Here is a 20,598-nt window from a genome sequence, read left to right on the forward strand (position 1 = left end):
GCATCAGAGGCGTGACCGACTCCTCCGCAAGGCCCGCTGCTCACGCCGTTCCTGGAACCGCACTCCCGTCGGGGAATGTGCCCCGCAAGGTGCGGTCGATCTTCATCGTCAACCTCGTGGTGGAGATCGGGATCATCGTCACCGGTGGGCTGGTCCGCCTCACCAAGTCCGGGCTGGGTTGCCCCACCTGGCCGCAGTGCGTCCCGGGATCCTTCGTTCCTACCGGAGATCAGGCCGAGGGCATTCACAAGGTCATCGAGTTCGGTAACCGCACGTTGAGTTTCGTGGTGGCGGCAGCCGCGATCGCGCTGCTGTGGGCGGTGTACAAGAAGATCCCGCACCGTCGTGCGCTTCGCCTTCCGGCGTGGGGCGTGCTGGGCGGCATCCTCTTCCAAGCAGTTCTCGGCGGCATCACGGTGCGGATGGCGCTGAACCCGGTGACCGTCTCGCTGCATTTCCTCGCTTCAGCGTTCCTGGTCGCACTGTCCACCTATCTGCTGGTCCGCCTCGATGAGGGCGACGGTCCCGCCCGGGCGCTCGCTCCCCCGATCGTCATGCACCTGTCGAAGGCCACGGCGGCCCTGTTCGCCGTCGTTCTCGTGCTCGGCACCATCGTCACCGGGGCGGGTCCGCACTCCGGAGACGCTGACATGCCGGTCCGATACGGACTGGACCTGCGCGTCGTCTCCTGGCTCCACGCCGACTCGGTGATGGTCTTCGTCGGTCTCGTCGTCGCCCTGTGGATCGCCTGCCACCTCGTCGAGGGTGCGCAGAAGGGCGCCCACGCCTGGCGGGTGGTCTTCTTCCTCTCGGTGACCCAAGGGGCACTCGGGTTCGTGCAGTACGCACTGGGGCTGTACGAGGTCCTCGTGCTCGCACACATGCTGCTGGCCTCGCTGTTGGTGGCCACGATCACCTGGGCCACGCTCTCGTTGCGCCACCGTGAGGTCGTGCCGACGACGTCGGCAGGCGCAGTCGTGCAGGACGAGGCCGATCGCCACTGACGGCGCTCAGCGGCGTTGATTCGAAGGTTGCAGCTGCCGCACATCGCGCACGTAGCCTCAATCCCACGAAGGCGAGAATGGAGTGGGGACGATGAACGTTTTGAGCCTTCACCACGCCGTCTACGAGAGCGAGCTCATCGACGGCAAGATCGTGCGGCAGCATCAGTCGCACTATCTAGACTTCCACGTCGACGGTCGCCCGCTACGCGACTGGTTCGACCACCCCGACAGCGTCATCACGGCGCTGAACCGCCCCTGGCTCCACATGCTCGACGAGGGCATCGCTGAGCTCACCGGTCGCCGCCCCGACCCCCGCCTGCCTGCCGGACGCATCCCCCTGCTGCGGTGCGCCGACTGCGGTGATCTCGGCTGCGGCGCCATCACCGCCCGGCTGGACATCACAGCCCAAGCCCTCACCTGGTCGGACTTCGCCTGGGAGAACGACGACGACGAGCCAGTGCCGCAGCATCCCGGGCTGGACTTCGTCTTCGACCTGGACGCGTACCTGAGGACGATCGAGTCCTGCCGCGCGCGCGTCGCGGCCTTCCCCTATGACCCGCTGGCCCACCACGGCCGAGACTTCCTATGGCCGTGGCAGTGGGGCTGGCGACTCCCCAGACGCTGACGTTCCAGCCCTCAACCGGACGAGCGCTCGTACCGCGCTGAGAGCGGCTACTCGCCCTTCATGACGCTGCTGAAGGATCAGACACTGCTGAGATCAAGTGCGCCTGGCACGCTGACATCTTCGATGGGATCCCGACGCGTACATCGGCTCCTGGCCTAGTGCAGGGCTGCAGCAACCGCCAGGCGCAGAGCGTCGCCGAAGTGCTGCTCTCGCTGCTGGCTGTCCATCTCGACCTGAGGCCGAAGCAGGTGGTTGGAGACGGTGAGCACCGCTAGCGCCTCTGCCGAGAATTCGGCGGCGCAGCCATAAAGCGCGGCCGCCTCCATCTCAACAGCCAGGACACCGTAGGAACCCAGGCGTTGCACGTCATCAGCGCTGCGCTCGAGATAGAAGTGGTCCTTGGACACGATCGTCCCAACGTGCAGTGCGCATCGTTGATCGTGAGCCTCCACCGCCGCGCGGGCCAGATCGAAACTTGCGATCGCCGAGAAGAAATAGCCGGGAAGTCGCTGCTGGTTCATCCCCGAATCGGTGTGCGCGCCGGTGGCCACGACGACATCGCCGATCTGCACCTGCGGTGCGATGCCACCGGCAGTGCCCACCCGCACGATCCGTTGCACGCCGTACTCGCGGTAGAGCTCGGTGGCGTAGATGGTGGCCGAGGGCATCCCCATTCCGGAGCCCATGACGCTCAACGGTTTGCCCTCATGGGTTCCGGTGAATCCCAACATCCCGCGGACGTCGGTGACCAAGCGTGCGTCCGGCATCAGGGCGTGCGCCATCCGCTCAGCACGACGAGGGTCCCCGGGAAGGATTACGGCCGGTGCGATGTCGCCCCGCTCGGCTCGGATATGGGCAGTCGGCATCAGTCAGCTCTCCCCTGGCCAGAACTCAGAACGGCAACGGCAGGTGGACCAGTGGGTCGATCGCCACGGCGACGAACAAGATCGTCAGGTAGCTGATCGAATAGTGGAACAACCGCATCGGCTTCAGCGAGGCAAGAGTCGAGTTGGCTGGATCCTTGGCCCGCCGCGACAACTGGTGTGCCTCGTACACGAAGACGCCGCCCGCGAGCAGGGCCACGATGGTGTAGATCCACCCCATGTCCGCCGCAGGCACCAGGGCCAGCGAGGTTGCCGCGGTGGCCCAGGAGTAGATCACGATGCGCCGAGCAACGGCAGTGTCCTCGGCGACCACGGGCAACATTGGGATTCCAGCGGCGGCGTAATCGTCCTTGAACCGCATCGACAGCGGCCAGTAGTGCGGCGGTGTCCAGAAGAACACAACGAGGAACAACACCACGGGCGCCCAGGCCAAAGACTCAGTCACGGCTGCCCAGCCGATGAGCACCGGCATACAGCCGGCAGCGCCGCCCCAGACGATGTTCTGAGCGGTGCGACGTTTCAAGATGATCGTGTAAAAGATCACGTACAGCGCGACAGCGCCCAGGGACAGGCTTGCGGCCAGGGTGTTGACGAACACCTGCAGGACCAGCACCGAGGCCACACACAGCAGGGTGGCGAAGATGACCGCCCGCCGGACGGTGATGATGCCGGTCACCAGCGGTCGATCTTGGGTGCGATGCATCAACCGGTCGATGTCACGATCCAGGATGCAATTGAAGGCGTTCGCGCTCGCAGCCGACAAGGTGCCACCCACCAGGGTGGCAATGATCAGACCAGGCGGCGGAAAACCGCGCTGAGCAAGGAACATCACCGGAAACGTCGTGATGAGCAACAGTTCGATGATGCGCGGCTTCACCAGGGCGACGTAATCACGGACTCCCGCCCGACGGTCGAGATGACCGGGCGTGTGAAGGCCGGCCCGGCGAGGCTGGAGAGCAGTCACGTTGTCCTTCGCGTCGGATCCTGCATGGGCTGAGTGCTTGACGTCCTGCCAGCACCCGAAGATGCCGATATGGACACCAGTCTAAGCGCCCAGGGTGCCGATCGGCAGGCCCGGGGCCCTGGGCCCGCTCAGGCCCGAGGCGAAGTCGCGTCCAGAACGCGGACAGATAGGCTCATACCGTCACAGGGCCCTGCTCTTTAGGGGCGATCGATGAGATCGGGTGACCGGTCGGCGGAGATGCCGACGTAGCGAGAACTTTCGAGGAGAACGCCCATGACCAATCAGCCAACACCGCGGGATGCCTCCCTCGCCGCACCCATCTGCGAAAAGGTCGGGTGGAGCGAGCTGGACGTACGCGCCGTCGATCTGGCGCGGGTGCTCGCCGCCGACGCGGTGCAGAAGGCCGGCAACGGCCACCCAGGGACCGCGATGAGCCTGGCCCCACTGGCCTACCTGCTCTTCCAAAATGTCATGCGTATCGACCCCGGTGACCAGCACTGGCTCGGACGCGACCGCTTCGTTCTGTCAGCGGGCCACAGCAGCCTCACCCAGTACCTGCAGCTCTACCTGTCCGGCTACGGCATGGAACTGGACGACCTCAAGGCTTTGCGCACCTTCGGATCCCAGACCCCTGGCCACCCCGAGGTGCACCACACGACCGGCGTGGAGATCACCACCGGACCGCTCGGCTCCGGATTCGCCAGCGCGGTCGGCATGGCAATGGCCCAACGGCGCCAGCGCGGAATGTTCGACCCGCAGGCACCGGCCGGGCAGAGCCCCTTCGATCACCACGTGTACGTGATCGCCTCCGACGGTGACCTCATGGAGGGTGTGACCTCCGAGGCCAGCTCACTCGCGGGGCACCAGCAGCTCGGAAACCTCACCGCCATCTACGACCAGAACTTCATCTCGATCGAGGACGACACCGAGATCTCGTTCAGCGAGGATGTCGTCGCGCGCTACAAGGCCTACGGCTGGCATGTCGAGGTCGTGGACTGGCGCGCCGGACAGGAGTACGTCGAGGACATCGACGCCCTCTACGCGGCCCTGAAGCGGGGCGAGGAGATCACCGACAAGCCCACCCTGGTGGTGCTCAGGACGATCATCGCCTGGCCCGCACCGACCCTGCGCGACACCGGAAAATCGCACGGTTCGGCGCTGGGCGCCGACGAAGTCGCCGCTACCAAGAAGCTGCTCGGTTTCGACCCGGAGGTCTCCTTCCCCCAGGAGCCCGAAGTGCTGGCCCACGCCCGCCGAGTGGCCGACCGCGGCGCGCAAGCGCGCGCCGAGTGGGAGACCCGCTTCACGGCCTGGCGCGAAGCCAACCCCGAGCAGGCCGAACTCCTGGACCGGGTGCGTGAGCACAAGCTGCCCGCAGGTCTGGACGAGGCGCTCCCCCAGTTCCCGGCCGACCCCAAGGGGATGGCCACCCGCACCGCCAGCGGCGAGGTTCTCAGCGCACTGGCCCCGGTGATGCCCGAGTTGTGGGGCGGTTCGGCAGATCTGGCCGGATCGAACAACACCACGATGAAGGGTGAGCCCAGCTTCATCCCGCAGGAGCGCCAGACCGACATGTGGTCCGGTGGCCCCTACGGCCGCGTCCTGCACTTCGGGATCCGCGAGAACGCGATGGGCATGGCGCTGAACGGGATGGCGTTGGAGGGGCTCACCCGACCCTACGGCGGGACCTTCCTGGTGTTCTCGGACTACATGCGCCCGGCCGTACGCCTGGCCGCCATCCAAGAGCTCGGGGTGACCTTCGTCTGGACCCACGACTCGATCGGGCTCGGCGAAGACGGCCCCACACACCAGCCGATCGAGCACCTGCCCTCGCTGCGGGCGATCCCTGACCTGGACGTCGTCCGGCCGGCGGACGCCAATGAGACGGCCATCGCGTGGCGCACCATTCTGGAGCGTCACAACCGCCCGGCCGCATTGGCGCTCAGCCGGCAGAACCTGCCCGTCTTGGACCGCTCGGTCTACGCCCCCGCGGAGCACGTGGCCAAGGGTGGATATGTCCTGGCTGACACCGAGGGAACCCCTGACGTGATCATCATCGCCACCGGTTCCGAAGTCTCACTCGCACTCGAGGCCCGTGAGCAACTCGCGGCCGAAGACGTAGCCGCGCGAGTTGTCTCGATGCCGTGCCTGGAGTGGTTCGAAGAACAGGACGAGTCCTACCGCCACGAGGTCCTACCGCCGCAGGTGCGGGCCCGTGTCGCCGTGGAGGCTGCCCACCCGATGACCTGGTACCGCTATGTCGGCGACGCCGGCCGCGTCGTGGGTCTCGATCACTTCGGCGCCTCCGCGGACGCCACCACACTGTTCACCGAGTTCGGTTTCACCCCGGAGGATGTTGCCTCCGAGGCCAAGGCCTCACTCGCCACCGTTCGGAAGGGCTGATCACCGTGGCAACAAACCCCCGTCTCGACTCGCTGGCTGCGGCCGGAGTCTCCATCTGGCTGGACGATCTCAACCGCGCGATGCTCACCTCGGGTGACCTGGAGCGTCTGGTGCGCGAAATGGGCGTGGTCGGCGTGACCACCAACCCCTCTATCTTCGCGGCAGCGTTGTCTGAGGGCAGCGCCTACGACGAACAGATGGACAAGCTCGCCGCGGACGGTGCCAGCGTGGAGGACGCGGTGCTGGCTGTGACGACCGATGACGTGCGAACGGCCTGCGACGTCCTGCTTCCGGTATATGAGCGCACCAATGGCAAGGACGGCCGGGTCTCCATCGAGGTCGACCCCCGGATGGCCCACGACACCGAGGCGACGGTGGAGGCGGCCCGCATTCTGTGGCAGACCGTGGACCGGCCGAACTGCCTCATCAAGATCCCGGCCACCACCGAGGGGCTGCCCGCGATCACCCGCGTCATCGCCGAGGGGATCAGCGTCAATGTCACGCTTATCTTCTCCCTGGACCGCTACCGCGGCGTGATGAACGCCTACCTCACCGGTCTCGAGCAGGCCCGCGAGGCAGGCTTGGACCTGTCCCAGATTCACTCGGTGGCGTCCTTCTTCGTCTCACGGGTGGACAGCGAGGTCGACGGACGCCTGAACCAGATCGACGGCGAGGAGTCCAGTGCGTTGCGCGGCAAGGCGGGGCTCGCCAACGCCCGTCTGGCCTACCACGCGTTCACCGAGGTGTTCGACACCCCGCGCTGGGCCAACCTCGCTGACGGTGGGGCGCACCCGCAGCGTCCGTTGTGGGCCTCCACCGGCGTGAAGGATCCGGCCTACCCGGACACCCTGTACGTCACCGGCCTGGTGGTTCAGGACTCGGTCAACACCATGCCGCCGTCCACCCTGGAAGCCTTCGCCGACCACGGTGAGGTGCAAGGCGACACCGTCACCGCCACTGACGCGACCTCCAGCGACATCCTCGATGACTTGGAGCGGCTGGGTATCGGCTACCAGGAAGTCGTGGACAAGCTCGAACGCGAAGGCGTGAGCAAGTTCGAAGCCGCCTGGGGCGAGTTGCTCGACTCAGTCCAGAGCGAGCTCACCCGGCGCCGCTGAGCGCCGCAGGACACAGAACTGCCCCGCAGACTCCAGAGGGAGGCTGCGGGGCAGTTTCGGTGCTTTGGAGCGTGCGCGATCCTGCCGGGCGCTGGTGTCAGCGGATGACGCCGCGGCTACGCAGCGAACTCAACGCCTCATCCAGCAGAGCCTCGCCGTCCTCTTCGGTGCGGCGTTCCTTCACGTAAGCCAAGTGCGTCTTGTACGGCTCGTGACGATGGGCCGGCGGCGGGTTCGCTGAGTCCTGCCCTGCGGGCGAACCGCAGCGAGGGCACTCCCACAACTCCGGCACCACACCCTCGGCGGAGAATTGCGGTGAACTCACGTGCCCGTTGGCGCACCAGTACTGCACAGTGACGCGATCAGCGGGCTGACCCCGCTCAGCCTCCCCCATCGGTCCAGCGCCGACGCGGCTGCCTTTGATGACGCTCGTTCCTGCCATGAGGTCTCCCCTGCGAGATGGGCGACACAGTTGTCGCCGAGCACGAGCCCGGTCAGCTCGTGAAGCGAACGACGAGCCCGAGCCCGACGATGCAGATGAACCACACGAGCGCAACCGTGATGGTGATGCGGTTGAGGTTACGCTCTGCAACCGAAGAACCGCCCATTGTGCTCGACATACTTCCGCCGAACATGTCGGACATGCCACCGCCCTTGCCCTTGTGCATGAGGATGAGCAGCACTAGGAACAGGCCGGACATGACCAGCAGAACCTGCAGCACGATCTGAATGATGTTCACTACTGGGGGCCGCCTTCCAGCGTGGTCGTCTCAACGTGGTCGCCGCGCGAGATCTGCAAAAGGTGCGAACCGGCACGGTACGCACGACTTTCCACAGTACCGGAGACTCTTGGCCGGGCACGAACGGCGCGGCGGACCCAGGCCTGCTCACCGCAGCAGGACGGCCCGGGACCGCGTGAGAAGCGGTCCCGGGCCGTCGCCCAGCCGGTAGATCAGGAAGCGGCTGACTCCTTGTAGCGCGCGATGCCCGCGAACTCCTCGGGCTTCAGGGAGGCCCCACCCACCAGTGCCCCATCGACATCAGGCTTAGTCATGAGGTCGGCGACGTTGCTGGACTTCACCGAACCCCCGTAGAGGATGCGGATGCCGTCGGCGGTCGCCTGGTCGTACAGCTCGGCGAGCTTGCCGCGAATCGCGCCACAGACCTCCTGGGCGTCCTCCGGGGTCGCTACCTCGCCGGTGCCGATGGCCCAGATGGGCTCGTAGGCGATGACGATGCTGGCGACCTGCTCTTGCGGGATGCCCGCGAGGTCGGCCTCGATCTGGGCCAGGACGTGCTCGACCTGCTTGCCCGCCTTACGGACCTCGAGCCCTTCGCCGCAGCACAGGATCGGGGTCAGCCCGTGCCGGTAGGCCGCCTGCACCTTGGCATTGAGCAGCTCGTCGCTCTCCTGGTGGTACTCACGGCGCTCGCTGTGCCCGACAGCCACGTAGGTGCACCCGAGCTTGGCCAGGAATGCCCCGGAGATCTCCCCGGTGTAGGCCCCGTCGTCGTGCACGGACAGGTCCTGGGCGCCGTAGCGCAGGTCGAGCTTGTCGCCCTCTACGAGCGTCTGCACGGTGCGCAGATCGGTGAAGGGAGGCAGGACTGCGACCTCGACCGAGGCGTAGTCGTGCTTGGCGTCTTTCAGCGTCCAGTCCAGCTTCTGCACCAGGTGCGTCGCCTGGAGGTGGTCCAGGTTCATCTTCCAGTTCCCCGCCATGAGCGGGGTGCGGGTCTCAGCCACGATTTGTTCTCCGTCGTCTAGGTGAGCAGGTTCAGGTTCAGGCGTCGAGGATTTCGATGCCCGGGAGGGTCTTGCCCTCCAGGTACTCCAGGCTCGCTCCGCCACCGGTGCTGATGTGGCCGAACTGGTCGTCGGTGAAGCCCAACTGACGCACGGCAGCAGCCGAGTCGCCGCCACCGACCACGGTCAGAGCGCCCTTGCTGGTGGCGTCCACCAGCGCCGCGGCGACGGCCTTGGTGCCGGCGGAGTAGGGGGCCATCTCGAAGGCACCCATCGGACCGTTCCAGAAGACCGTCTTGCACTCGCTGATCTTGTCGGCGAAGAGCTTTGCGGATTCGGGGCCGATGTCCAGGCCCATCTGGTCACTGGGGATGGCATCGGAGGCCACCACCTTGGTCTCGACCTTGTCGGAGAACTCCGGGGCGATCACGGTGTCGACCGGCAGGATGATCTCGACGCCCTTGGCCTCGGCCTCCTTGAGGTACTGGGCGCAGGTGTCGATCTTTTCCTGGTCCAACAGCGACGTGCCGACCTCGTAGCCCTTGGCCGCGAGGAAGGTGTAAGCCATCCCGCCCCCGATGATGAGCCGGTCGGCGGCCGTCATCAGGTTCGCGATCACGGCGAGCTTGTCGGCGACCTTGGCGCCGCCCAGAACGACGGCGTACGGTCGCTGCGGGTCCTGGGTGAGTCGCTTGAGCACCTCGACCTCGGTGCCCACAAGGGCGCCGGCGAAGTGCGGCAACCGGGTGGCGACGTCGTAGACACTGGCCTGCTTGCGGTGCACGACCCCGAAGCCGTCGGAGACGTAGTAGTCGGCCAGGGCAGCGAGCTGGTCGGCGAACGCGCCGCGCTCCGCCTCGTCCTTGCTCGTCTCACCGGCGTTGAAGCGCAAGTTCTCCAGCAAAGCCACGTCGCCGTCGTTCAGGTTCGCCACGACGGACTTGGCCGATTCGCCGACGGTGTCCTCGGCGAAGGCGACCGGCTTGCCGATCAGTTCCGAAAGCCGCCCGACTACCGGACGCAGGGAATACTTCTCCTCCGGGGTCCCCTTGGGGCGACCCAGGTGAGCCACAACAAGAACCTTCGCCCCGGCCTCAGAAAGCTCTTTGATGGTGGGAGCTGACGCGCGCAGGCGCCCGTCGTCGGTGATGTTGCGCTGCTCATCGAGCGGGACGTTCAGGTCGCTACGGACAAGTACGCGCTTACCACGCAGGTTTTCATCGGAAACCAGGTCGGCCGTCGTCTTCATAAAAAAGAGCTCCTTCGTCGAGGTCACGCTTGGGCGCTGCGCCGCAAAACAAAGGCTGAGCTGCCCGGGATACACGGTGGTTCAGGCGGGAAAAGCGCGTACGCCGGGCGGCCGGGTGTCCGGCCGCCCGGCGTACGGGGAGAACGTGTTGATCAGAGCTTGCTGCCGACGAGGGTGCACAAGTCGACGAGGCGGTTGGAGTAACCCCACTCGTTGTCGTACCAGCCGACGACCTTGACCTGGTTGCCGATGACCTTGGTGAGGCCGGCGTCGAAGATGCAGGAAGCCGGGTCGGTCTCGATGTCCTTGGACACGATCGGGTCCTCGGTGTAGACCAGACGGCCCTTCATGGGGCCCTCAGCGGCCTTCTTGACGATCTCGTTGACCTCTTCGACGGTGGTCTCGCGGCCGGCCTCGAAGGTGAGGTCGGTGGCCGAACCTGTGGGCACGGGAACGCGAAGTGCGTAGCCGTCGAGCTTGCCCTTGAGCTCGGGGAGCACGAGCGCGACAGCCTTGGCGGCGCCGGTCGTGGTCGGCACGATGTTCAGGGCTGCAGCGCGGGCGCGACGCAGGTCCTTGTGCGGGGCGTCCTGCAGGTTCTGGTCCTGGGTGTACGCGTGGATGGTCGTCATGAGGCCCTTGACGATGGTCAGCTCGTCGTTCAGGGCCTTGGCCATCGGCGCCAGGCAGTTGGTCGTGCAGGAGGCGTTGCTGATGATGTTCTGGCTGCCGTCGTACTGGGAGTCGTTGACGCCCATGACGATGGTGATGTCCTCGTTCTTGGCCGGGGCGGAGATGATGACCTTCTTGGCCCCGCCGTCCAGGTGCGCCTTGGCCTTGGTGGCGTCGGTGAAGAAACCGGTGGACTCGACGACGATGTCGGCGCCGACACCCTTCCAGTCAAGCTTTGCGGGCTCGCGCTCGGACCAAGCGGCGAACTTCTTGCCGCCAGCGGTGATCGACTCCTCGTCGAAGGTCACCTCGCCATCAAAGCGGCCGAGGATCGAGTCGTACTTGAGCAGGTGCGCGAGGGTCTTGTTGTCGGTCAGGTCGTTGACGGCGACGATCTCGACGTCAGCGCCAGACGCCACCACGGCGCGGAAAAAGTTGCGGCCAATGCGGCCAAAGCCATTAATGCCTACGCGAACAGTCACGGGAGAGCCTTCCTGAAGATGAACAGCGATCGAGCGGGCACGGCACGGCCCGCGACTCGTGGCTCGGCTCCACCGGGTCCACGAGGATCGGGGGCGCGCACGCCTTCGTACGCACCTTCGACCCTATGCGATTACGCGACCGAACGGCACCTCAGGGGGCCTTTTATCGCGTGCTTGTGCCCAATGTCAGGACCTGGGTCCCGAGTTGTCAGGCGTCGAGCATGTCTTCGGTGAGGTTTGCTTCCGTCCCGGGGATGCCGAGTTCGGCCGCGCGCTTGTCCGCCATGGCCAACAAACGGCGAATCCGACCGGCGACGGCATCCTTGGTCATCGGCACCTCGGCAAGTGCGCCGAGCTCCTCCAGACTGGCCTGCCGGTGCTCCAGACGAAGCTCTCCGGCGACCCGCAGGTGCTCGGGGACGTCCTCACCCAGGATCTCCAGCGCGCGCTGCACCCGCGCCCCGGCTGCCACTGCTGCCCGCGCCGATCGGCGCAGGTTGGCGTCGTCGAAGTTGGCCAGCCGGTTGGCGGTGGCGCGCACCTCGCGACGCACGCGGCGCTCCTCCCAGGCCAGCACCGCGTCATGCGCGCCCAGTCGAGTGAGCATGGCGCCGATGGCGTCCCCGTCGCGGATGACGACGCGGTCTACGCCGCGAACCTCGCGCGCCTTGGCCGACAGCTCCAACCGGCGGGCGGCGCCCACCAGCGCCAGTGCCACCTCGGGGCCGGGGCAGGTGACTTCCATCGAGCAGGATCGACCCGGTTCGGTGAGGGATCCGTGGGCCAGGAAGGCACCCCTCCATGCCGCCTCGGCATCGCACACAGCCCCGTTGACCACGCGCGGTGGCAGACCTCGGACAGGTCGGCCCCGCAGATCCACAAGGCCGGTCTGGCGCGCCAGTGCCTCGCCGTCCTGGGTGACGCGCACGACATAACGGCTGGTGCGGCGCAACCCGCCCGCGGCCAGCACCATGAGGTCGGAGGGTTGGCCGTACATGTCCTGGATGTGGGCGCGCAGGCGGCGGGCGGCGGCTGCGGTATCGAGTTCGGCCTCCACGACGATGCGTCCGCCCACTATGTGCAGGCCGCCGGCGAAGCGCAGCATCGACGACACCTCGGCCTTGCGGCAGCACGGCCTGGTCACATTCAGACGGCTCAGCTCGTCCTTCACCCTTGCGGTCATCGCCATAGGCCTATCCTGCCGCATCCTTGGCGCGAACCGGGCAGCGGCCGAATTCCCTTGCGGGCAAAGGAACTGGCTGCCTAGCCGAAGATGTCGCGGTATGCGGCCGCCAGCCGCAGCGCATCATGACGCCCCGGGTGATCCGGCTGCGAAACCTCGGCGAGCACGACCTCGGCCCCCAGTCGGGCAGCCGAGCGTTCCAGACGTTTCCGGTCGTCGACGACCTGCGGGTCCGCGAGCACCACATCCAGATGCAGGTCGGGCGCGTGAGCCCGCAAGGACTCCAGGTGGCGCTCAGCCGAATACCCCTGAGTCTCGGTGGTGTGCATCTCCAAGTTGAGCGTGAGCAGCCGCCTGCCCGGGGTGTTCTGCAAAGCCAGGTTCAGCTCCGGCACCAGAAGATGCGGCATGACGGAGGTGAACCAGGATCCCGGGCCCAGGACCACCCATTCGGCCTCGCTGATGGCGCTCAAGGCGTCTGGGCAGGCCGGCGGCTCGGCAGGGTCTAGCCGCACCGAGAGCACTTCACCGCGGGTCGTGGCGACGGCGACCTGGCCACGCACCACTTCCACCTCGTTGGGCCGCTCCGGACGCAGGCCTTTGACCTCGGCGGTGATCGCCAACGGGACCGAGGCCATCGGCAGCACCCGGCCGCGGGCGCCGAGCAGGCGGCCGACCATCTCCAGACCGGGCACGGTGTCTCCTAACAGGTCCCACAGGCCCAGGATCAGCAGGTTGCCCAAGGCGTGCCCGCCGAGCTCGCCGTTGCCGGGAAAGCGGTGCTGCAGGACGTCTCGCCACAGATGTCCCCATTCGGAGTCGTCGCACAGGGCCGCCAACGCCATCCGTAGATCCCCGGGCGGGAGCACGTCGTACTGCTCTCGCAGGCGACCGCTGGATCCGCCGTCGTCGGCCACGGTGACGATGGCCGTCACGTTCTCGGTGAGCAGCCGCAGCGAGGACAGGGAAGCCGCCAGACCGTGGCCTCCCCCCAGCGCGACGACCGGGCGCGAGATCACTCGCGCCCCAAGTCGCGGTGGAAGAGCAAGGTTGCGATGGCATCGGTGTCCAAGCGCTTGGCGAGTTGCTCGGCAACGGCCACGGACCGGTGTTTACCGCCGGTGCAGCCGACGGCGATGGTGATGTAGCGCCGCCCTTCCTGCAGATACCCGGCCAGCATCGGCTCCATCAGGTCGAGGGCGCGTTCGATGAACTCTTGCGCCTCCGGCTTGGACAACACGTAAGCAGCTACCTGCGGGTCCCGCCCGGTGAAGGGGCGCAACTCGGGAATCCAATACGGGTTGGGCAGAAACCGCATGTCGAAGACGATGTCCGCGTCCAGCGGCACCCCGTACTTGAAGCCGAAGGACACGATGGCGATCCGCAACCGGGTAGAGGCTCCCCCGCCCAACATCTGGCGCACCTTGGCTGTGAGCTGGTGCACGTTCAGACCGGAGGTGTCCACCAGCAGGTCGGCGTCGGAACGCAGGTCGGCGAGCATGGCCCGCTCCTGCTGGATGCCGTCGAGCAGGCGCCCATCGCCCTGCAACGGGTGCGGGCGGCGTACACTCTCGAACCGGCGCACCAACGACTCGTCGTTGGCATCGACGAAAATCACCCGCGGTGCGTGCCCGGCAGCATGTAGGTCGGCCAAGGCCTGGGTGAAGGCGGCGAAGAAACCACGACTACGCACGTCGACCACGGCGGCCAGCCGCGGCACCCCGCCGTGTTCACGGGCGAGTTCGGCGAGGTGGACCAGCATGGCCGGCGGCAGGTTGTCCACCACGTACCAACCGAGGTCCTCCATCGCGTGGACGGCCGTGCTGCGGCCTGCGCCGCTCATGCCCGTGAGAACGACGAACTCGTCATTCTCGGGGCTGTGCTCGCTCATGGCTTCGCTCCTGTCGCTGCCTGGAACGGGCGATGCCCGCCTACCTTGCACCCATCGTGCACCCCCGTGCCGTGTTTCACTCCCGAACCTCCCCTGTTGCGGGGTCGACCGCGATCGGAGCCTGTTCTGCGGCGAGACGGTCGTGCACAGTCTGGGCGAGTGCGGGGCCGATTCCCGGGACCGCAATCAACTCTTCGACCGATGCGGCCCGCATCTTCTTCACCGAGCCGAATTGTTTGAGGAGAGCGGCTCGGCGGGCCGGGCCCAAGCCTGGGACCTCGTCCAAAACGCTGAGCGTCATTGCCTTACTGCGTCGCTGGCGGTGGAAGGTGATGGCGAAGCGGTGCGCCTCGTCTCGCAGCCGTTGCAGTAGGAACAAACCTTCGCTGCTGCGCGGCAGGATGACCGGGAAGTCCTCACCGGGCACCCACACCTCCTCCAACCGCTTTGCGAGCCCGACGACGGCGACGTCCTGCACCCCCACCGCCTGCAGGGCGGCGCTGGCGGCGTTCACCTGCGGAAGCCCGCCATCGACGACGACAAGCTGGGGCGGATAGGCGAAGCGCTGCGGACGCCCGGTGCGCGGGTCGATGCCGAGTGGAACCTCCACCTCACCGGAGCCGGCCTCCGGCGAGGGCTGTTCGGCGTCGGCGAGGTGTCGCCGGAAGCGCCTGGTGAGCACCTCGTGCATGGCGGCGGTGTCGTCCACTCGAATCTCACCCTCGGCCGAGCTCGCGGTGGCGCTCGCCTCCGTTGCTGCGGCGCCGACCTTGCCCGTCTCACCGCGGATGATGAACCGGCGGTAGTCGGACTTGCGCGGCAGCCCGTCCTCGAACACCACCATCGAGGCGACGACGTTGGTGCCCTGCACATGCGAGACGTCGTAACACTCGATCCGAAGCGGCGCCTCCGGCAGGCCCAGTGCCTCCTGCAGCTCCGAGAGTGCCTGTCCGCGGGCTGTCAGATCGCCTGCTCGGCTCACCTTGTGCCGGGCCAGGGACTGTTCGGCGTTGCGACGCACAGTCTCGGCGAGCGCTTTCTTGTCTCCGCGCTGGGGTACCCGCACATCGACGGCCGAGCCGCGTCGCTTGCTCAACCACGCCGAGACGGTGTCCAGGTCGGGTGGGAGTACCGGCAGCAGTACCTCGCGGGGCACCGCTTCGCCTGATTCACCGCCGTACACGCCGATGAGGAGTTGCTCGATCAAGGCGGAGTCGTCTTCCCCGGAGGCCGTGGCGCGATCCAGCACCCAGCCTCGTTGCCCGCGGATCCGCCCGCCACGGACGTGGAAGACCTGGACGGCCGCCTCCAGTTCGTCACCGGCCAGCGCGAACACGTCGGCGTCGGTGGCATCCGGGAGCACCACTGCGCTGCGTTCCAGCGCCTTCTGCAGGGCCCCCAGGTCGTCTCGCAGCCGAGCGGCCCGTTCGAAGTCCAATTCACTCGCAGCGGCCTTCATCGCCCGCTCCAACCGGGCCACGAATCGGCCCGTTTGACCCGCCATGAAATCGCAGAACTCCTCGGCGATCGCACGATGTTGGGACTCATCCACCCGACCCACACACGGCGCAGAACACTTGTCGATGTAGCCCAACAAGCACGGCCGCCCCGATTGCTGAGCGCGGTTGAACACGCCCTTACTGCAGGTGCGTATCGGGAAGACCCGCAGCAACAGATCGAGCGTCTCTCGGATCGCCCAGGCGTGGGTGTACGGCCCGAAATAGCGCGTTCCGGCTCGTTTACTGCCGCGCAGGACCATGGCGCGGGGAAAGGCTTCCCCCATGGTCACGGCCAGATAGGGGTAGGACTTGTCGTCGCGATATTTGACGTTGAAACGCGGGTCGTACTCCTTGATCCAGGAGTACTCCAGTTGCAGGGCCTCAACCTCGGTGCTCACCACCGTCCACTCCACCCGGGAGGCGGCAAAGACCATCCGGCGGGTGCGTGGGTGCAGGTGGGCTACGTCTTGGAAGTAGGAAGAGAGCCGGGACCGAAGCGACTTGGCCTTGCCCACATAGATGACCCGCCCCTGCTGATCCAGGAAACGGTAGACACCCGGATCGGTCGGGATCTCCCCTGGGCGAGGTCGGTACGTCGAGGGATCAGCCACGACGCAACCCTAGACGTGCCCACCGACAAGCGGGTCCGCGGCGTGGACGCCCCGCGGCCCCACACCGCAGTGACGGGGTGCTTCAGGCTGGGGACGGAGTGGCTGTGGGTGCAAGGGAATCGAGGCCACGCGGGGAGGGCCCGGCCTTGACCGCGCCGGTAGCCGGATCGAAGACACTGCCGTGCAGGACGCAGACCAGGTCCCCGGTGTCGGGGTCGACGCGACTGACGCGACCGTTCGCGTGGTGGCACACATCAGAGAAGACCTTGTAGTCACCGGCTGTCGGCTGGGTCACGACCGCCTTGACGTCCTCGAGGAAGGCGGCGCCGCCGACCGGGACCTCGCCCGCAGCCACCGCAGCATCCGCAGCGGCCCGGATCTGTTCGATATCGACCTCTGTGGCGGGGCTGCTTTCTCCGCGCGAAGAGCAACCGGCGACGACGGTCAGCGTGGCCACGACCCCGGCCGCCTTGAGCAGCACTCGACGGTTGACCACTGGAGAGACATCGCCCATTACCTGGACCTCTTTCTACGTCACGTATCGAATATCGCGGCCGGTGGCGCCGATCGGCAGCCGGCCGAGGAGGAGCGCTCGAGGTCGCTCAGCCGGTGCTTCCGCTCACCGGTACCTCCACCGGGGTCAGTCCGGTTGAGGCTGGACCCACCTCGGCTGCGCCCGTGGCCGGGTTGAACTGGCTGCCGTGCAGGGCACACACCAGGCGCCCAGTTCCTTTGTCGACGATAGATACTCGGCCGTTCTGGTGCGGGCACACGTCGGAGAAGACCCGGTAATCGCCCTTCGTCGGTTGAGTGACGACCACGCCTGCGTCGCTGAGGAACTGTGCGCCTCCGACGGGGACCGTTCCGGCGCTGACCGCCTTCTCGACCGCGGCGCGCACTTCTGCGGTGTCAATCGGCGCAGCAGCGCTGTCGTTTCCTTGCCCCCCGCAACCGGCCAGGAAGGTCACGGTCACGGCGGCGCCTGCCACCTTGAGGACCATTCGGCGACTGGGTGCCTTGTTCTGCTCCATCACGTTCGGCTCCTTCGCCAAGGATCGGCCGCTCCGGGCGTAGTGGAGCGTCCTGTCACTCTATTGCTTCGACTCCGGGGACCGGACCTGCACCCCGAACGCGGACCAAGGTCCCCCGAGTTGGGTGGATCAGCCGAGGGCCGGCATCTGTCAGGAACGTTTCGCTGCCGCTGCGGCCTTGCGGGACCGCTTCGGGGGCGCGGCCGCCTTCTTACCGGCCTTAGCGGCCCGCGCCGCGCGCGGATCGAGCACGGCCGCGGCCGGTGCACCTACCTGCGGCACATGGTCGGCCCGCTGCAGCACCGGCCCGAGGTAGCGGCCGGTGTGACTGGCAGGGTCGGCCGCAATATCCTCCGGGGTTCCGATGCTCACCACGCGGCCGCCGCCACTGCCACCCTCCGGGCCCATGTCGATGACCCAGTCGGCGTTCTTGATCACGTCAAGGTTGTGCTCGATGACGATGACGGTGTTGCCCTTGTCGACCAGCCCTTGCAGGACCGCGAGCAGCTTGCGGATGTCCTCGAAGTGCAGTCCGGTCGTGGGCTCGTCCAGGACGTACACCGACCGGCCGCTGCTGCGTTTCTGCAACTCTGTGGCGAGCTTGACCCGTTGGGCCTCCCCGCCGGAGAGGGTGGTGGCGGGCTGCCCAAGGCGCACATAGCCCAAGCCCACGTCGTTCAGGGTGCGCATGTGGCGTGCGATCGCCGGGACCGCCGCGAAGAAGTCGGCCGCCTCCTCGATGGGCATGTCCAGAACCTCAGCGATGGTCTTGCCCTTGAAACGCACCTCTAAGGTCTCGCGGTTATAGCGCGCGCCGTGGCAGACCTCGCAGGGGACGTACACGTCCGGCAGGAAGTTCATCTCGATCTTCAAGGTCCCGTCGCCGGAACAGGCGTCGCACCTGCCGCCCTTGACGTTGAAGGAGAACCGACCCGGCTGGTAGCCGCGTATCTTCGCCTCGGTCGTCTCGGCGAACAGGCGACGGACGTGGTCGAAGACGCCGGTGTAGGTGGCCGCGTTGGAGCGCGGCGTACGCCCGATCGGGCTTTGGTCGACGTGGATGACCTTGTCGAGGTGCTCCAGCCCGGTGACGGTCTTGTGCCGTCCGGGGACCCGGCGTGCCCCGTTGAGTTTGTTCGCCAGCACGTTGTACAGGATGTCGTTGACCAGGGTGGATTTGCCTGAACCTGACACGCCGGTCACGGCGACCAGGGTGCCCAGGGGGAAGCTGACATCGACTCCGTCCAGGTTGTTCTGGCGGGCCCCGAAGACTTTCAGCTGCCGCTGCGGGTCGACTCCCCTGCGCTGCTGCGGGACAGGAATGCTCGCCCGTCCCGCCAGATAGGCGCCGGTCAGGGAGTCCTTGTTCTTCAGTAACCCCTCCAGCGAGCCCGAATGCACCACGGCACCGCCGTGTTCGCCCGCGCCAGGGCCGATGTCGACGATCCAATCGGCCGAGTGGATGGTGTCTTCGTCGTGCTCAACCACGATGAGGGTGTTTCCCAGGTCCCGCAGCCGCGTCAGGGTTCCGATGAGCCGATGGTTGTCGCGCTGGTGGAGACCGATGGACGGCTCGTCCAGCACATACAGGACGCCGACCAGGCCGGAACCGATCTGGGTGGCCAGCCGGATGCGTTGGGCCTCACCGCCGGAGAGGGTGCCCGCCGGGCGATCCATCGAGAGGTACTCCAGGCCGACGTCGAGCAGGAAACCCAGACGCATCTCGATCTCTTTGACGACCCGCTCGGCGATCGCCGCTTCACGGGAGGTCAGCTCCACCTCCTTGAGGAAGCGCGCGCATTCCCCGATGGACAGGGCACACACCTGCGCGATGTTGCGCCCGCCCAGCAGCACCGCCAACGATTCGGGTTTCAGCCGTGCACCCTTGCACGCCGGGCAGGGGATCTCGCGCATGTATCCCTCGTACCGCTCGCGCGAGGAGTCCGAGTCAGTCTCGGCGTGCCGGCGACGCACGTAAGGGATGACTCCTTCGAAGCCGGTGGAGTACTGACGATCCCGCCCCCACCGGTTGCGGTACTTGACGTGCACCTTGTGCTTGTGACCTTCGAGGATGGCGGTCTTGGCCCGTTGCGGCAGGGAGTGCCAGGGCTGGTCCAAGGTGAAGGTGAGGTCTTCGGCGAGCGCGGTCAGTACCCGCAGAAAGTAGTCAGCCACGCCGGTGGACTGCGACCACGGGGCGATGGCGCCTTCGCGAATTGAGAGGTCCTCATCGGGAATGACCAGTTCGGAGTCCACCTCCAGCTCGGTGCCGATACCGGTACAGACCGGGCAGGCGCCGAAGGGGCTGTTGAACGAGAACGATCGCGGCTCGATCTCATCGACGTTCAGCGGGTGCTCATTGGGACAGGCCATCTTCTCCGAGAAGCGCCGCTCGGAGGGTAGTGCGCGCGGGTCTTCGGCCAACTGTTCCGGGGTCGGGTCCTCAGCGATATCGACGAAGTCGATGAGCACGACTCCCCCAGCCAGCCCCAAGGCGGTCTCGACCGAGTCGGTCAACCGCTGTTTGGCCGATGCGTCCCCGCCCTTGGCGACCAACCGGTCGACGACCACTTCGATGGTGTGTTTCTTCTGCTTCTCCAGCGTGGGGGGCTGCGCGAGCGAGATGACTTCGCCATCCACCCGCGCTCGGGCGAAGCCCTTGCTCTGGAGTTCGGCGAAGAGGTCGACGTACTCTCCCTTGCGCCCTCGCACCAACGGTGCCAACACCTGAAAGCGGGTTCTCTCCGGCAATTCCAGCAGTCGATCCACGATCTGTTGGGGGCTCTGCCGAGTGATCGGTTCCCCGCAGGTGGGGCAGTGCGGTCTGCCGGCGCGAGCGTAGAGCAGCCGCAGATAGTCGTAGACCTCGGTGATCGTCCCCACCGTTGAGCGCGGGTTGCGGCTGGTGGACTTCTGGTCGATGGAGACCGCAGGCGACAACCCCTCGATGAAGTCGACATCCGGTGGGTCCATCTGCCCGAGGAACTGGCGGGCGTAGGCCGAGAGCGACTCGACGTAACGACGTTGCCCCTCCGCGAAGATCGTGTCGAAGGCCAGGGAGGATTTACCCGATCCGGACAGGCCGGTGAACACGACGAGCGAATCACGCGGGATGTCGATCGAGACGTCTTTGAGATTGTGCTCGCGGGCGCCTCGAACGATGAGTCGGTCGCGGAGTCGGGAGAGGTCGGTGCCGGTCGGTGATGCCACGCGGCACATCGTAGGTGCCACCCCT

Annotated in this window: 18 protein-coding genes; 4 read left to right on the forward strand and 14 right to left on the reverse strand. The window is 66.7% G+C overall.

Annotated features, from left to right (window positions below):
* Window positions 1–11: 11 nt before the first annotated feature.
* Together G9V96_RS02205 and G9V96_RS02210 are read left to right on the forward strand one after the other, a co-directional pair.
* Window positions 12–1,004: a COX15/CtaA family protein gene (locus tag G9V96_RS02205; RefSeq protein WP_226913390.1), complete on the forward strand. Its 993-nt coding sequence runs from the start codon at window positions 12–14 to the stop codon at window positions 1,002–1,004.
* A gap of 91 nt (window positions 1,005–1,095) precedes the next feature.
* The gene (locus G9V96_RS02210; protein ID WP_168581573.1) at window positions 1,096–1,629 is read left to right on the forward strand and encodes a hypothetical protein; all 534 of its coding nucleotides are present in this window, start codon (window positions 1,096–1,098) and stop codon (window positions 1,627–1,629) included.
* A 155-nt stretch (window positions 1,630–1,784) separates the two neighbouring features.
* On the opposite strand, the gene deoD is transcribed toward G9V96_RS02210, so the two are convergent.
* Window positions 1,785–2,495, reverse strand: a complete 711-nt coding sequence (gene deoD / locus G9V96_RS02215; protein WP_168581574.1) for a purine-nucleoside phosphorylase — start codon at window positions 2,493–2,495, stop codon at window positions 1,785–1,787.
* A gap of 25 nt (window positions 2,496–2,520) precedes the next feature.
* Window positions 2,521–3,477 carry a heme o synthase gene (locus tag G9V96_RS02220; protein ID WP_168581575.1) on the reverse strand — a complete coding sequence of 319 codons (957 nt, stop codon included), beginning with the start codon at window positions 3,475–3,477 and terminating at the stop codon, window positions 2,521–2,523.
* Window positions 3,478–3,750: 273 nt separating this feature from the next.
* Here G9V96_RS02220 and tkt point away from each other — a divergent pair, with 273 nt between their 5' ends.
* Together tkt and tal are read left to right on the forward strand one after the other, a co-directional pair.
* Window positions 3,751–5,880, forward strand: a complete 2,130-nt coding sequence (gene tkt / locus G9V96_RS02225; RefSeq protein WP_168581576.1) for a transketolase — start codon at window positions 3,751–3,753, stop codon at window positions 5,878–5,880.
* Window positions 5,881–5,885: 5 nt separating this feature from the next.
* The gene (gene tal / locus G9V96_RS02230; protein WP_168581577.1) at window positions 5,886–6,998 is read left to right on the forward strand and encodes a transaldolase; all 1,113 of its coding nucleotides are present in this window, start codon (window positions 5,886–5,888) and stop codon (window positions 6,996–6,998) included.
* Window positions 6,999–7,095: 97 nt separating this feature from the next.
* Here tal and G9V96_RS02235 read toward each other — a convergent pair whose 3' ends face one another.
* The 12 genes from G9V96_RS02235 to uvrA all read right to left on the reverse strand — a co-directional run bounded on the left by G9V96_RS02235 (window position 7,096) and on the right by uvrA (window position 20,582).
* Window positions 7,096–7,440: an RNA polymerase-binding protein RbpA gene (locus G9V96_RS02235; RefSeq protein ID WP_168581578.1), complete on the reverse strand. Its 345-nt coding sequence runs from the start codon at window positions 7,438–7,440 to the stop codon at window positions 7,096–7,098.
* 52 nt (window positions 7,441–7,492) lie between these two features.
* Entirely contained in the window at window positions 7,493–7,738 is a 246-nt protein-coding gene (secG, locus tag G9V96_RS02240) for a preprotein translocase subunit SecG (RefSeq protein WP_168581579.1), read from the reverse strand.
* 212 nt (window positions 7,739–7,950) lie between these two features.
* Window positions 7,951–8,721 (reverse strand): triose-phosphate isomerase, encoded by a 771-nt coding sequence (gene tpiA / locus G9V96_RS02245; RefSeq protein ID WP_210424491.1) that lies wholly within the window; start codon window positions 8,719–8,721, stop codon window positions 7,951–7,953.
* A 61-nt stretch (window positions 8,722–8,782) separates the two neighbouring features.
* A complete protein-coding gene (locus G9V96_RS02250) occupies window positions 8,783–9,994 on the reverse strand; it encodes a phosphoglycerate kinase (RefSeq protein ID WP_168581580.1) in 1,212 nt (403 codons plus the stop codon).
* A gap of 152 nt (window positions 9,995–10,146) precedes the next feature.
* A complete protein-coding gene (gap, locus tag G9V96_RS02255) occupies window positions 10,147–11,148 on the reverse strand; it encodes a type I glyceraldehyde-3-phosphate dehydrogenase (protein ID WP_168581581.1) in 1,002 nt (333 codons plus the stop codon).
* Between the two features lie 208 nt (window positions 11,149–11,356).
* Window positions 11,357–12,337, reverse strand: coding sequence for a DNA-binding protein WhiA (gene whiA, locus G9V96_RS02260; protein WP_168581582.1), 981 nt, complete (start codon window positions 12,335–12,337; stop codon window positions 11,357–11,359).
* A gap of 74 nt (window positions 12,338–12,411) precedes the next feature.
* Window positions 12,412–13,347, reverse strand: coding sequence for a gluconeogenesis factor YvcK family protein (locus tag G9V96_RS02265; protein WP_168583792.1), 936 nt, complete (start codon window positions 13,345–13,347; stop codon window positions 12,412–12,414).
* Window positions 13,347–14,222 carry an RNase adapter RapZ gene (rapZ, locus tag G9V96_RS02270; protein WP_168581583.1) on the reverse strand — a complete coding sequence of 292 codons (876 nt, stop codon included), beginning with the start codon at window positions 14,220–14,222 and terminating at the stop codon, window positions 13,347–13,349. The genes G9V96_RS02265 and rapZ overlap by 1 nt, the downstream gene beginning before the upstream one ends.
* 76 nt (window positions 14,223–14,298) lie before the next feature.
* Window positions 14,299–16,332 carry an excinuclease ABC subunit UvrC gene (gene uvrC, locus G9V96_RS02275; RefSeq protein ID WP_168581584.1) on the reverse strand — a complete coding sequence of 678 codons (2,034 nt, stop codon included), beginning with the start codon at window positions 16,330–16,332 and terminating at the stop codon, window positions 14,299–14,301.
* Between the two features lie 82 nt (window positions 16,333–16,414).
* Window positions 16,415–16,846, reverse strand: coding sequence for a Rieske (2Fe-2S) protein (locus G9V96_RS02280; RefSeq protein WP_168581585.1), 432 nt, complete (start codon window positions 16,844–16,846; stop codon window positions 16,415–16,417).
* A gap of 88 nt (window positions 16,847–16,934) precedes the next feature.
* Window positions 16,935–17,363 (reverse strand): Rieske (2Fe-2S) protein, encoded by a 429-nt coding sequence (locus G9V96_RS02285; RefSeq protein WP_226913610.1) that lies wholly within the window; start codon window positions 17,361–17,363, stop codon window positions 16,935–16,937.
* Between the two features lie 150 nt (window positions 17,364–17,513).
* Entirely contained in the window at window positions 17,514–20,582 is a 3,069-nt protein-coding gene (gene uvrA, locus G9V96_RS02290) for an excinuclease ABC subunit UvrA (RefSeq protein ID WP_168581587.1), read from the reverse strand.
* Between the last annotated feature and the right edge of the window lie 16 nt (window positions 20,583–20,598).

This window comes from Gephyromycinifex aptenodytis, from assembly GCF_012277275.1.
In the GTDB taxonomy this organism is placed as follows: Bacteria; Actinomycetota; Actinomycetes; order Actinomycetales; family Dermatophilaceae; genus Gephyromycinifex; species Gephyromycinifex aptenodytis.